The 12,561-nt window shown below is 59.9% G+C and carries 11 protein-coding genes; all 11 read left to right on the top strand.

Features of this window, described 5'->3' with window-relative positions:
- The first annotated feature begins 25 nt into the window (after positions 1 to 25).
- The 11 genes from OKC27_RS11765 (at position 26) to OKC27_RS11715 (ending at position 12,559) form a co-directional block, all read left to right on the top strand.
- Entirely contained in the window at positions 26 to 1,243 is a 1,218-nt protein-coding gene (locus OKC27_RS11765) for a phage capsid family protein (protein ID WP_182939528.1), read from the top strand.
- 65 nt (positions 1,244 to 1,308) lie between these two features.
- The gene (locus tag OKC27_RS11760; RefSeq protein WP_043162873.1) at positions 1,309 to 1,698 is read left to right on the top strand and encodes a hypothetical protein; all 390 of its coding nucleotides are present in this window, start codon (positions 1,309 to 1,311) and stop codon (positions 1,696 to 1,698) included.
- A gap of 66 nt (positions 1,699 to 1,764) precedes the next feature.
- Complete coding sequence (locus OKC27_RS11755; RefSeq protein ID WP_043162871.1) at positions 1,765 to 2,202, top strand: hypothetical protein; 438 nt, start codon at positions 1,765 to 1,767, stop codon at positions 2,200 to 2,202.
- Position 2,203: 1 nt separating this feature from the next.
- Positions 2,204 to 2,785 carry a hypothetical protein gene (locus tag OKC27_RS11750; RefSeq protein ID WP_043162870.1) on the top strand — a complete coding sequence of 194 codons (582 nt, stop codon included), beginning with the start codon at positions 2,204 to 2,206 and terminating at the stop codon, positions 2,783 to 2,785.
- Positions 2,786 to 2,797: 12 nt separating this feature from the next.
- Positions 2,798 to 3,475, top strand: a complete 678-nt coding sequence (locus OKC27_RS11745; RefSeq protein WP_043162868.1) for a phage adaptor protein — start codon at positions 2,798 to 2,800, stop codon at positions 3,473 to 3,475.
- 9 nt (positions 3,476 to 3,484) lie between these two features.
- The gene (locus tag OKC27_RS11740; RefSeq protein WP_270806270.1) at positions 3,485 to 5,050 is read left to right on the top strand and encodes a hypothetical protein; all 1,566 of its coding nucleotides are present in this window, start codon (positions 3,485 to 3,487) and stop codon (positions 5,048 to 5,050) included.
- A 61-nt stretch (positions 5,051 to 5,111) separates the two neighbouring features.
- Positions 5,112 to 5,456 carry a diversity-generating retroelement protein Avd gene (gene avd / locus OKC27_RS11735; RefSeq protein ID WP_182939530.1) on the top strand — a complete coding sequence of 115 codons (345 nt, stop codon included), beginning with the start codon at positions 5,112 to 5,114 and terminating at the stop codon, positions 5,454 to 5,456.
- Positions 5,457 to 5,458: 2 nt separating this feature from the next.
- On the top strand, positions 5,459 to 6,742 hold the full coding sequence (locus tag OKC27_RS11730) for an RNA-directed DNA polymerase (protein WP_270806269.1): 1,284 nt from the start codon (positions 5,459 to 5,461) through the stop codon (positions 6,740 to 6,742).
- Positions 6,739 to 7,020 (top strand): hypothetical protein, encoded by a 282-nt coding sequence (locus tag OKC27_RS11725; RefSeq protein ID WP_182939532.1) that lies wholly within the window; start codon positions 6,739 to 6,741, stop codon positions 7,018 to 7,020. Before OKC27_RS11730 ends, OKC27_RS11725 begins: the two co-directional genes overlap by 4 nt.
- 263 nt (positions 7,021 to 7,283) lie before the next feature.
- The gene (locus OKC27_RS11720) at positions 7,284 to 8,831 is read left to right on the top strand and encodes a hypothetical protein (RefSeq protein WP_270806268.1); all 1,548 of its coding nucleotides are present in this window, start codon (positions 7,284 to 7,286) and stop codon (positions 8,829 to 8,831) included.
- Complete coding sequence (locus tag OKC27_RS11715; RefSeq protein ID WP_270806267.1) at positions 8,831 to 12,559, top strand: phage tail tip fiber protein; 3,729 nt, start codon at positions 8,831 to 8,833, stop codon at positions 12,557 to 12,559. Before OKC27_RS11720 ends, OKC27_RS11715 begins: the two co-directional genes overlap by 1 nt.
- The last annotated feature ends 2 nt before the right edge of the window (positions 12,560 to 12,561 follow it).

Genomic DNA, 12,561 nt, shown 5'->3' with positions numbered 1-12,561 from the left:
TTTTGTTTTCATGTAGGAGAGGACCATGACCCAAGTCACCTCGGCGCAAGCCAACAAGATTTTGCAGGCCGCACTGTTCACGGCGGCCAACCGTTCCCAATCGCTGGTGAACATGCTGACCGAAGAGGCGCCGAAGGGCGTGAAAATTAATGACGGTAAGCAGACCCACCATGGCGCCCCCGTTGTCCGCATTACCGATCTCGCCAAGGGGGCTGGCGATGAAGTGGATATGCAGCTGTTCCACCAACTGTCTGGCCGTCCGACTATGGGCGACAAGAAGCTGGCAGGGCGCCTCGAGAGCATGTCCTTCGCGGACTTCTCTCTCAAGATCAGCCAGACTCGCCACGGCGTGGATGCGGGCGGCAAGATGAGCCAGAAGCGCACCAAACACGACCTGATCAAGACCGCTCGTGCCCTGCTGGCAGACGGCTACTACGGTCGTCTGGTAGATCAGCGAGGCTTTGCTCAGTTGGCCGGTGCTCGCGGTGATTACTCGGCCACCGATATCATCTTGCCGCTGGCGGATGATCCCGAGTTTGCTGAGATCATGATCAACCCGCTGACGGCACCAACCTACGAGCGCCACTTCTTCGGCGGGGATGCGACCTCCTTCGAAGCCATCGACGCTGCAGATCGCTTCAACCTCGGCTGCGTGGACAACATGTCGTTGTTCCTGGCCGAGATGGCCAACCCCATCCAGCCGATCCGCATGGTGGCGGACCCGTCCGGTGGTGAGCCGCTCTATGTGCTCTACGTGACCCCGCGCCAGTGGCACGACTTCTACACCTCCAGCTCCGGCAAGGACTGGCAGGCAATGTTGGCTTCCGCGATGGAGCGTAGCAAGGGCTGGAATCACCCCATCTTCCGCGGGGAAGGTGCAATGTGGCGCGGCATCCTGGTCAAGCAATACAAGGGCATGCCGATTCGCTTCAACCAGGGCAGCACCGTCAAAGTGTGTGCCGCCAACTCCACGACCGGGGCGGAAGTGGACAAGGTTGCCGGTACCTTGATCGACCGCGCCGTGCTGCTGGGTGGCCAGGCGCTGGCCAACGCCTTCGGTTCCGGTGAGCAGGGGGGCTCCTTTGGCATGCACCAAGAGCCGGCCGACCATGGCAACTCGAACGAGATCTCGATCCGTTGGGTCTCCGGCCTGCAAAAGATCCGCTTCAAGCAGCGCAACGGCAACATTCAGGACCATGGTTGCATGGTGCTGGATACCGCGGTGAGTGCCATCGGCCGCTAAGCCGCTGACCCATGGGGCTTCACGGCCCCATTCCAACACTATCTGACCAGACAAGGAGCCATATCATGGCCAAGACTACTCTGATTGCCAAAGCGTACCGCTGGTTTGTCGGCGCGTTCGGCAACCTCTCTATCTCCCCGACCCTGGTGGCCAAGCTGGCTGCCGTACCCGCTGGCGATGTTGTCGCATACGGCGACAAGGTGGAGCCCAACCTGAAAGTGGTGGGTGTGACGATGTTCAGCACTGGGCTGGGCGCGAGTACCACCATCACGGCCAAGATCGGCACGACCACCATCATCAACGCCGAGAGCACGGTGGGGGCGGTGGCAAAGTATTACCCGGTTGATGACCTGATGACCGAGCCTGACCAGGAGATCACCCTCACGGTTGGCGGCGGCGCTGCGACGGGCACAGTCAAGCTCAAGCTGCATTACGAGGTAGTCGGCAACCTGTAAGGCTGCCGATCACTGTCCGCCCGGCCCTGTGCCGGGCTTTTTCGTTTCTGAATAGGAGTCATCGCCATGAGCGACAAGATTGCCGTGGTTTATATCGGCGACAAGCCGAGCAAGAAAGACACCGTCACCGGCTCCCGCCTGGTGTTCCCGCGCCACACCGCTGTTGATGTGGAGAGCCACATCGCCATGCAGCTGCTGGAGTTCCCCTCTGTCTGGATCCGCCATGAGGCACTGGCAGGTGAGCTGGAGCGGCAGGAGTCTATTTCCCAGGCGGCAGCCGAGGAGCTGGAGCGCCTTGCTGCAGAGCAGGCCCGCCTGGCGGAAGAGCAGAGCATGGTGGTCGGTGATCGCGATCTGGCCAAGATGACCTCTGCCCAACTGGCCACCCTGGTGGAAGGGGAAGATCTGGATATCGAGCCGCAGGGCCCGCAAGAGAAGGTGCCCGAATACCGGGTGCGCGTGCGTGATGCCCTGAAGGCCAAGCTGGCAGAGCAGGGGGAATAGCATGCAGATGGTGTCGCGTGAGCAGTTCCTGCCCACCATCAGGCTGCACATCACCGGCCCGCTCGAAGTCATGCTGGGTGAGGCCGTCACCGAGGCGGCCATCACGTTCTGCCGGGAGTCGGCCTTGCTGACCCTTGACCGACTATTGCCAAGCGCGTCAGCCGGCAGCCTGGTGGAGGTCTGCAACATCAGCGGGATGACATCGTGCAATGTGCTGCACCTGACCGGTGAAGGGGGCGCGCCATTTGTCAGTGGGCGTGACTACTTCGCCATGTCGGCCAATGAGCTGAGCATCCTGACTGATCTCAGCGATGCGCGGATCTGGTATGTGGCTGCCCCGGTCAAAGGTGCCACCGACCTCCCAGCCCAGCTCTACCACGATCATGCCGATGCCATTGCCCATGGCGTCGCAGCCTTGCTCTATGCCCAGCCAGACCGCCCTTGGTCTGACCCTAAGCGGGCAGGATACCACCGGACTGAGTTTGTCGAAGGTTGGCGCCGAGCTGGCCGGTTCCGCAAAGAGCACAGCGCCCCGACCCAGGTCGAATTCCACAACCCGCCCCGCAAACACACTTTTTTCTAAAGGACTCCACACATGGCAACCGTTACCGTTGACTCGATCTTGAAGCGGGTAAATACCCTGCTCAACGATCGCACCTGGGTTCGCTGGCCCAAGCAGGAGCTGTTGGACTACTACAACGATGCCGCTAAGGCGATCGTGTTGATGCGTCCTGACGCCCACACCAAGAACGTTCAGTTCAACTGCGTCTCTGGTACCAAGCAGACTCTGCCAGCAGATGCTTTGCGGCTGATCGAGGTGCTGCGCAACGCCGACGGCAAAGTGATTCGCTTCGTGCCGCGGCGCGCCCTCGATGACAGTTACCCTGACTGGCATGCAGGTAAGGATGGCACCAGTGTGGCCGCCTACACCTATGACGATCGGGACCCCAAGAACTTCTATCTCTACCCGGGCCCCGCCGCCGCAGTGAAGGTGGATGTGATCTACTCCGTAGCGCCGCAATCCAAGGTGCTGACGGACGTGGAAAACGTGGGCACGCCGGCGCTGGCCGATCTGGATGATATCTACATCAATCCGTTGATAGATTTCATCATGTACCGGGCCTTCTCGAAGGACTCTGAGTACAGCGCCAACTCCAATCGGGCTGTCGGCCACTACAACGCCTACCTGCAGCAGCTGGGTGAAAAGACCCAGGTTGATACCAATATGGAGCAGCGCAAGACCGAAGGCTTCTCCCGCGTGACCGGGCAGTAAGGGGGCAGCATGGCTGGAGTGTGGAAGCGTGACGGCACGGTGGCCGTCACCAATGGTAACAAGAAGGTGACCGGTACCGGGACAACCTTCGCAGACACCAAGAACGGGGTGGCCAAGGGCCACCTTTTTTGTATCACCAGTGGCACCTCGGTGGATTTCTACGAGGTGGACTACGTGGTGTCCAACACGGAGCTGTATCTGGTGCAGTCATACCGTGGCACCACTGCCACGGGCAAAGCCTACGAGATCATCACGACCTTTTCGGATTCCATCCCGGAGTTTGCCCGCCGACTGAACGCCACTCTGGGGGCATATCAGCAGCAGAGTGATGCTTTCCAAGCACTGTTGACCAGTGATGCGGCAACCATCGAGGTAACTGCACCGGATGGAACCAAGCACACCATGATCCCGTGGAAGCGTGTGACCAGCGAGGGCGAGGGGCAGACGGCCCGCGCCAAGGTCGAAGCCAACCGGGCAAAGACCGAAGCGGATCGCGCCGCTGCGGCCGCCAATGCCACGGCCGAAGCCGGGACCGGCTCGCTGATGCGCGTGGGCGGCCCCGCAATCCTTGACTCGGAGCGTTACTCTCTGGAGCGGGCAACCGGCGGCAGCCAGACCATCATTCGCGACAGCGCTGGCAACGCCAATGCTATGTTCGTGCTGCCGCGCTTCAGCTACGCCGACCTGGGCATGACTGCCGATATGGGCACTGGCGATGCGACGGCGTTCGATTTTGGCAGCGGCAGCATCAAGAGCGAGATATTCATCGGCGCCTATCTTGCGTCCGGCTCCGGCTCTGTCAGCGCGCCGCGGCAAGACCCGCGAGCATCACTAGATCATACCGCAGCCCGCGCCGCTTGTGCAGCGAAGGGGGCGGGGTGGCACTTGATGACCGCTCACGAGTGGGCGGCCATTGCACTCTGGTGCATGGCCAACGGCTACGAGCCAATCGGAAACACCAACTGGGGGCGCAGTCATGCCAAAACCTGGATTGTTGGCGACCGGGCCGACAACCGGGCACCTGGCGATGGCGCCGGTACGGGGCGGACGCAAACGGGCTCGATGGGCGCGGAGGCGACACATAACCGCACGCCCATCGGCATCGCCGATCTGGTAGGCAACATATGGGAGTGGCAGGACGGGTTCCTGCTGCAAGACGGCCGCTTCAAGCTGTCTGCCTTTAACGCCCAGGCAGAGGCCGACTGGGCCTTTACCGATGCCTACCTCGATGCCTCATCCCCCACGGGGGGTAGCCCAATCCTCTCCAATGCCATCACCAATCGGCTCGGCGCCATCGGCGATAATGCCAACGCGGGCAACTCCGCAAACAGCGACTGGCGGATCATGGCCAAGGCGGGGGGCTATGTGTCCAATCAGGCGATGAAGCGGCTGCTGCTGGAGCCAGCCAATGCATTGCCACAGGGCCGCATTTATATGCGTAACTTCGGCGAGCGGCTCCCGTATCGCGGCGGCGTTTGGCTCAACGGTGCCGATGCCGGCCTCGCCGCTGTGAATCTGAGCAATTCCCGCGCGGGCACGGGCACGGGCATTGGGTTTCGCCCCGCCTTTGCTTGAGCTTTGGGCCTTGAGTTTTGACGGCGCCGCGATAGCGGCGCTTAGGTAAATCAGGATTGATATGGATAAACAGCCTCTCGTTATTGAGCAGCGCATCCGCGACATGATGCAGTACGGGCACATCGCCCTGCGCCAGTTTCCGAAGTCAGAGAAGCATGTGTTGGCGGCCGAGATCAGGACCAGCATGTTGACACTGCTGCGGTTGGTCATCACGGCGGCCAAGCGTTACCACAAAAAGACCACACTCACGGATCTCGATGTTGAGTTAGCCGTGTTGCAAAATCAGGTCAGGCTCGCGAAAGACTTGGCCTACCTGCCAATTAACAAATACCAACACTGGAGCGGTCTCAATCTCGAGATCGGCAGAATGATCGGCGGCTGGCTCAAATACGAGCGAGCCGCCTAATCATGGGCTCCGACATCAAGCGACTCCCGTATCGCGGCGGCAATTGGAACAACGGTGCCAATGCCGGCCTCGCCGCTGTGAATCTGAACAATTCCCGCGCGAACACGAACACGAACATTGGGTTTCGCCCCGCCTTTGGCAGCAGCCAGAAGGCAACACCTCACGGGGCGTTGTCCAGTGCATTATCAAAGGGATGTCGATGCCTCGGCTATCGCCGAAAAACTGAACAGGCGGCACCGGTGCGCCGGGCCGCCGACTTTAAGGCCCTCATGTACGACCAAATCATATCGTTTGACAATCTGCACCAGGCTGCCCTGCGCTGCCTGTGCGGAAAACGCACCTCGCCCGCCGCCCTGCGCTACATGCAGCGCCTGGAAGAGCACCTGCACGACACCCACAATCATCTGCTGCACGACAGCTATCAGCCCGGCGGATACGAGGAGTTTTATGTTTTTGAGCCGAAACAGCGCCTGATCTCGGCACCCCGCTTCGTGGATCGAGTTGTCCACCGGGCGATCATGAATGTACTGGAGCCAACGCTTGCCACGCGCTTTATATTCGATAGCTACGCCTGCCGCAAAGGCAAGGGGGTACATGCCGGGGCAAACAGGGCACAGTGCTGGATGCGGGCGATCAGGCAAGCTCACGGCCCACTATTCTGCCTGAAGGCGGACATCAGCAAGTATTTCGCCAGCGTCGATCACGCCCGCCTCAAGGCGATCTTGCGCCGCCACATCCACTGCGATCGCACGCTCAGGCTGCTCGATGCCATTATCGACTCGAGCCCAGGGCGGCCGGGTGTCGGGATCCCGCTCGGCAACCTGACAAGTCAGCTGTTTGCCAATCTCTATCTCAACGAGTTGGATCGCTACGCAAAGCACGATCTCGGCATCCGGTACTACATCCGCTACATGGATGATTTTGTGGTGTTGCATCACGACAAGGCGCAGCTGCACACATGGCGCGCGCGGATCGAGGCGTATCTGTGGAACAGCCTGCGCCTGACAACCAACAGCAAGACCCAGGTATTCCCTGTCGGCCCGGAGGGGCGAGCGCTCGACTTCCTGGGCTACCGCATCTACCCCACCCACCGCCTGTTGCGCAAAAACAGCATCAAGCGTATCCGCTACAAGCTGCGCCGCTTCAAACGGGCGATAGCGGCAGGCAGGCTAACGGCAGGCGACTGCCGACCATGCATCCAATCGTGGTGTGCGCACGCCGCGCATGCAAACACCTGGCGGCTGCGCTGCAGCCTGTTTAACATTTCGAGCGGGGCAAATAGATGAGCTACTTATATGACGGCGAAACACACGACAACTACGATCCGGCCTTTATGGCGGAGCTGGGCATGAGTGAGGAGGTCATAGCCTCCGTGCTCGACCAGCACAACTATGAGCTGACAGAGGGGCAACTGGCGCGCCGCCAGCGCGCCTACGTGGCGGAGCCCGACCCCCTTTTCTTGGAGTGGCAATACGACAAGACAGCAGCGGCCGAGCAGGCATGGCGCGACAAGGTGGCGGAGATCAAGCTGCGCTACCCGGTGGCCCGTGGGGCGGAAGAGTGATCGTCCGTCTCGAGCCCATCACGGCGAGCGTGGTCGCCGTGATGGGCTGGGCGTGGAATACCGCCACGGCCGCGCCCCTGCGCCGAGGTGCTGCAGCCAGCCAAGTGAGCCTTGCCTCCTGGCGCTGTCAGCGTTAGGATTTACCCATCATGGCCCTGCTCTCCCGAGCGGGGCTTTTTCGTTTCTGCCTCTCTGAGATCCCCATGCCTGTACTCGATATCGTCACCATGCGAGGGACTATGCCGCGCGTGGAGCCCCATCTTTTGTCTGATGAGGTCGCGGTGATTGCTCGCGACTGCCATTTTGACCATGGCGTCATCTCGCCTCTTGAGGATGACTCCAGCACAGGTATGGAATTGCCCACCGTACCTATCACCCTTTTTCGCTATGGCCAGCACTGGTTTGCCTGGAACAAGGTGGTGGAGGCCATTCGCTCCCCGATTGCCCAAGACCAGTATGGCCGGGTTTACTACACGGATGGTGAGTATCCCAAGGTGACCCATGCCCAGATAGCCACAGGCGGCAGCAACAGGCCGACGGCATGGTATCGACTAGGTATTCCAGCCCCAGGTGTTCCGGTCGGGGTTGGCACCATCACCCCACCTGTTGGTGGTGTGGATGATGACCTGACAGATGACGAAACCCGCTTCTACGTGGATACCTTCGTTACTGCGATGGGTGAGGAGGGGTCCCCGGGCCCTGTCAGCGGAAAGGTGAATATCGGGATCCCGGGATCATCTGTTGCTTTGATGCTCAGCCCGCCGAACGCCCAGAACAGCAACATCACCAAGCGGCGGATTTACCGGTCGGTGTCCGGTGGTGGCCTTGCTGATTACCTGTTGGTCGTTGAGCTGCCCATTGCTCAGGCATCGTTTGTCGATACCCGGGCAGATGGGGAGCTGGGCGCCGTGCTGGAGACCTACGACTACACCATGCCGCCCGATGGCATGCGGGGTATTTGCCAAATGGCAAACGGCATGTGCGCTGGCTTTGCTGGAAACTCCCTCTACCTGTGCGAACCCTACCTGCCCTACGCCTGGCCGGAGAAATACCGGCTGACCACAGAGCACGACATCGTTGCGATTGCCGCCATCGACACCACATTGGTGATCGGGACCAAAGGCTACCCCTATCTGGCGCAGGGTGTAAGCCCGGCATCCGTGACCACCCAGAAGCTGAGCCAACTGCCGCAAGCCTGCATCAGCGGGCGCTCCATGGTCACCATGGATGGGGTGGTGCTCTATGCCTCACCAGATGGGCTGGTCGGCATTGGCGCCAGCGGCGGGCAGGTGGTGACCGAGGGGATCATCACCCGAAGCCAGTGGCGGGCAATGCAACCTGACACCATGCGGGCATGGCACCACGAGGGAAAATATGTGGCCATGACCGACACCCACGCATTCATCTTTGACCCGAAAAGTGGTGACTTGCGTGAGCTGACGAACCGGTGGGATGCGGCTGTATCCGATATGGAGAGCGATTCACTCTACATTGCCAAGGGGCGCAGCTTGCAGATTTGGCGCGGCGGGAGCTCCAGCAATGGTCAGTTCGTCTGGCGGTCCAAGCCATTTATGGAGCCAGAGGGTTCGTCTTTCAGCTGCTGCCGGGTGTTGGCTCAGGATGTTGGCTTGGTCGGGATCAAGTTGTTCGTTGACGGGGAGCAGGTGATGGAGCTGTCCCCTGGCAACCTGGTGCCCGGGGCGTTCAGGTTGCCCCCTGTGCGTGGCCGGTTCTGGCAGATAGAGGTCTTCGGTACCTCGGTGGTGAGCCGCATCACTCTCGCGAGCAGCATGGCGGAGATGGTGAACTGATGGCCAAGAAACCCGCATATCGCGCCGGCCGTGACCAGGCCGCAACAGCCGAGAACGTAGAGCTGCTCACTGGGCAGCGTGGCGATCGCCTTGATAAGGCAGTCACGTTCCGGGAGCTGGCGGCATTGGGGCTGTCAACGCTGCGCTCTGGTGCTGGCGGAATTTATGTTCCCGGAAAGAACCCAGATCTTTTCCCTCCGGGCCAGATGGAGTTTCCCCACGCTCCGGTCAATGTGATCGCCAATGGCGCATTTCACACGGTCCTTGTTGAGTGGGATCCGCCGCAGTACCGGGGGCATGCTCACGCCGAGATATGGCGAGCTGAGAGTGACAACCAAGCCGAGGCCACCCTGGTGGGGACCTCTTCGGCCAATCTCTTCTCTGACGCCATTGGCAAGGGCGCCAATTTTTACTACTGGGTGCGCTTTGTCAACGGCAAGGATGACAAGGGCCCCTTCCAGGGTATGCAGGGAGTCGAGGCTGAAACCAGCCGGGATGTGCAGGACATTCTCGACGAACTGCAGGGGAAGATAGAGGAGAGCCACCTGGCCCAGGCGCTGCTGCGGCCAATAGAGCAAGTCCCCCAACTGCAGTTGGATATTACGATCCTGAAGCCAAAGGTCGATGAAATCGAGGTCATTCGTCCCAAGGTCGCTGCCATCGAGGACAAGATCCCCAGTATTGAGCAGGAGTTGGCCGGGCTGGATGAGCGCCAGAAGGTAGCTCAAGAGCTGCTGGATGATGCCCAGCAGCAACTGGGGATGTCGAGCATTGAGATCGGCCTAGTGCAGGATCGCTTGAATGCGAAGCTCGATAAGTACAAGGGTGATTTCGACTCGTTCCGCGATGCTGTGTTTGTCGTGGATCCAGAAAACGGCAGCATCACGATGGATGCGGTCAATGCGGTGCGAGAGGAGCTTCACACTTCCATTACTGAAGTTCAGCAGGAGCTTGATGCCGTCACTGGCCAGATCACCAGCAAGGCAGACAATGTCACCGTTGACAGTCAGGGGTCGCGGATTACTGAGGCAGAGCAGCGTATCAACGGCTTGGACGCCAGCCTGAACCAAACCGTCACCCGGGGGGAGTTCACAGGCGAACAGCAGCGGGTCACCCAGATCGGTCAAGAGCTTGATGCGACAAAAGGGGTGCTGGCCCAGAAGGCGACCAAGCAGGAAGTGGATGCCCAAGGCGTGCGACTTGCCAACGCAGAAAGCAAACTGACGGTGCATACCGACGAGCTGAGTTCCCAGGCGCAGCGTCTTGATGGGCTGGCGGCCCAGATCACCCAGGGCGACGAGACTCTTCGGGCCAGTATCACTGAGCTGGCGCGAGTTTCGGCGGAAAGCGATCAGGTGACCGCGCAGCGGGTCAGCGGGCTCGAAGTGAGGGCGGGGACATCAGAGGCCAAGATCCAGGCGCTCGAGGAAATCTTCGCGGATGACGGTGGTATTACTGCTGGCCGATTCGACGCCATCACGGCAGAACTCGAGCTGCAGCGTGGGAATGATGACGACAATGCATCTGCTGCGATCGATGGTGCCCTGGCCGTGGATGAGCGGGATCGGGAGACGCGGAAGGCGTTCGGGGCCATCCGTACAGAGCAGAGGGTAATCCTGACGGAGCAGCAGGCCCAGGCTCAGCGCACAGCAGACATGGAAGTGAAGTTTGAAGCGAAGGATGCCGCCACTCAGGCCAGGATTTCGTCGGTTGAGAAGGTGGCCTCTGATGCTGATTCGGCACTGGCGAAGCGGATCGATAACGTCGCAACGGAGTTCAAGGCGGCTGATGCTCAGGCCAATGCCGATATCCGGTCGCTGGCACAGTCGAGCGCCGCCGTGGACGAGGCCCTGTCCTTGCGTCAAGACCAGTTGGCCGCCGAGTTAACGAACTCGACGGCAGAACTTGGGGCAAACATCACTCAGGAGGCGTTGTCCAGGGTCACCGCCGATGAGGCCATTTCGAGGCGAGTTGTCGAAGTGGAGGCGCAGTTCAGTAGCGACCTCGCGGATACGAATGCGAGGGTTGCTGCAGAGGAGTCGGCCAGGGCTAACCAAGACGAGGCGCTTGCCCAGCAAATCCGCACTGTAGATGCTGCGTTCAAGGCCGCCGATACGGCGCTGTCTGCCTCCCTCTCCGAGTCGAGCAAGGCCCTCTCAGATGCCGACCGAGCGCTTGGTGAGCGGATCAGTACCCTTGATGTGACGGTTGGAGAGAACTCAGCCAGCATCACAGAACTCCAGCAGGCCGTGGTGAGCAATGAGGAGTCGCTCAGCCAACGGCAGGACAAGATGGAGTCGGAGATCGGTATCGGTGCCGTCAGCCAGGTTGAAGGTGCCCTGGCCAGGGATGAGCGTGACCGAGAGAACCGGAAAGCTCGCGGTGTCATTCTCCAGCAGCAGAGCACGCTTGCGAACCAGCAGGAGGCGCAGGCCAGGACAGTCGAGCAACTGACGGCTGAGTTTGATGCAGAGAATGCAGATATCAGGGCTCAGATCACCAATGAGCAAATGGCCCGATCCACGGCTGATGAGGCCTTGGCGCAGAAAACATCTGTGCTTGAGGCGCAAATCGAGGGGGTGGATCACTCCCTCTCCGCCAGTATTGCCGAGGTGGCCAGGGTCAGCGCTGATGCAACACAAGCCCTCGGCAGCCAGATAAATTCTGTGTCTGCCGTTGCGGGCAGCAAGAATAAAACGTTCTTCCAAGCAACGGCTCCTGGGTCTGAGATGGGGACCGGTGATTTGTGGTTTGATACCGCCAGCAATAACCGGCCATACCGTTACAGCGGGACTGCCTGGATAGCCACCGACGACCCACGGATCGCCGCCAATGCAGCAGCCGTGCAGCTCCAGAGTCAGGCGATTGCCGACCTGCAAAACGGTGCACAGGCAATGTGGACCGCCAAGGCCAGTGCCGGACAAATCACAGCCGGGATCGGCCTGATTGCCAAGTCGGACGGCACCAGCCAGGTGATGGTGTCTGCCAGCCAGTTCTTTGTGTTCAACCCAAACAGCCCAAACGCCACCGCTCCGCTGTTTGCCATCGATAACGGCCAGACGGTGATCGCCGAAGCCATCATTCGCAAGGCGACTATCCAGATCATCCACTCCGAGAAGATCACCGCCGACTATATCAAGGCGGGGGTGAGCATCAGTGCCCCGCTGATCACCGGTGGCCAGTTCGATATGGGCAACGCCTTCATGGCTGGCGGTGCGGCTGGTTTTGGCAAGGGCGGGCCTTATGGAGGTTGGGGATGGGGTTGGTACACGATTATATATGCTGACGGAAGCATCTATACCAATCGACTCCATGCAGAAGGTGGTTATGTACGAAACATGTCACTTGGTAACTGCACTATAGAGCAGGACTGTATCGTCAAAGGTACCATCTACGCAGAGAGGATCGTTGGAGATATCGTAAGAACATACGCCCTTAATCTTGCCTCACCAGTCTGGTTGCCAGCTATGCCGTTCACTAGAAAATGCACTTTCATGCTTACAGTGTCTAGTGGCTCATCAACTACAACAGCCACTGTATATGTCAATGGAGTGGCGATTGGATCACTAACCGCACATGATTACGCCATGGGGCAAGGTTCTACGATGAATCACAATTTTGAGTGCCTGTTGCCGGCCAACCAGAATCACACAATTAGCTATGATCGTGATAATAAAGGGTATCCGTATGCATCTAGTTCATGCCTGTCAGTTGTATGCCTAGCTTGATG

Source organism: Aeromonas sp. QDB62, from assembly GCF_027705695.1.
In the GTDB taxonomy this organism is placed as follows: domain Bacteria; phylum Pseudomonadota; class Gammaproteobacteria; order Enterobacterales; family Aeromonadaceae; genus Aeromonas; species Aeromonas allosaccharophila.
This window is presented reverse-complemented; position numbering and strand designations above follow the sequence as displayed.

Coding starts and splice junctions, on each gene's coding strand:
- OKC27_RS11765 (WP_182939528.1), top strand. CDS start 26: ATGACCCAAGTCACCTCGGCGCAAGCCAACAAGATTTTGCAGGCCGCA.
- OKC27_RS11760 (WP_043162873.1), top strand. CDS start 1,309: ATGGCCAAGACTACTCTGATTGCCAAAGCGTACCGCTGGTTTGTCGGC.
- OKC27_RS11755 (WP_043162871.1), top strand. CDS start 1,765: ATGAGCGACAAGATTGCCGTGGTTTATATCGGCGACAAGCCGAGCAAG.
- OKC27_RS11750 (WP_043162870.1), top strand. CDS start 2,204: ATGCAGATGGTGTCGCGTGAGCAGTTCCTGCCCACCATCAGGCTGCAC.
- OKC27_RS11745 (WP_043162868.1), top strand. CDS start 2,798: ATGGCAACCGTTACCGTTGACTCGATCTTGAAGCGGGTAAATACCCTG.
- OKC27_RS11740 (WP_270806270.1), top strand. CDS start 3,485: ATGGCTGGAGTGTGGAAGCGTGACGGCACGGTGGCCGTCACCAATGGT.
- avd (WP_182939530.1), top strand. CDS start 5,112: ATGGATAAACAGCCTCTCGTTATTGAGCAGCGCATCCGCGACATGATG.
- OKC27_RS11730 (WP_270806269.1), top strand. CDS start 5,459: ATGGGCTCCGACATCAAGCGACTCCCGTATCGCGGCGGCAATTGGAAC.
- OKC27_RS11725 (WP_182939532.1), top strand. CDS start 6,739: ATGAGCTACTTATATGACGGCGAAACACACGACAACTACGATCCGGCC.
- OKC27_RS11715 (WP_270806267.1), top strand. CDS start 8,831: ATGGCCAAGAAACCCGCATATCGCGCCGGCCGTGACCAGGCCGCAACA.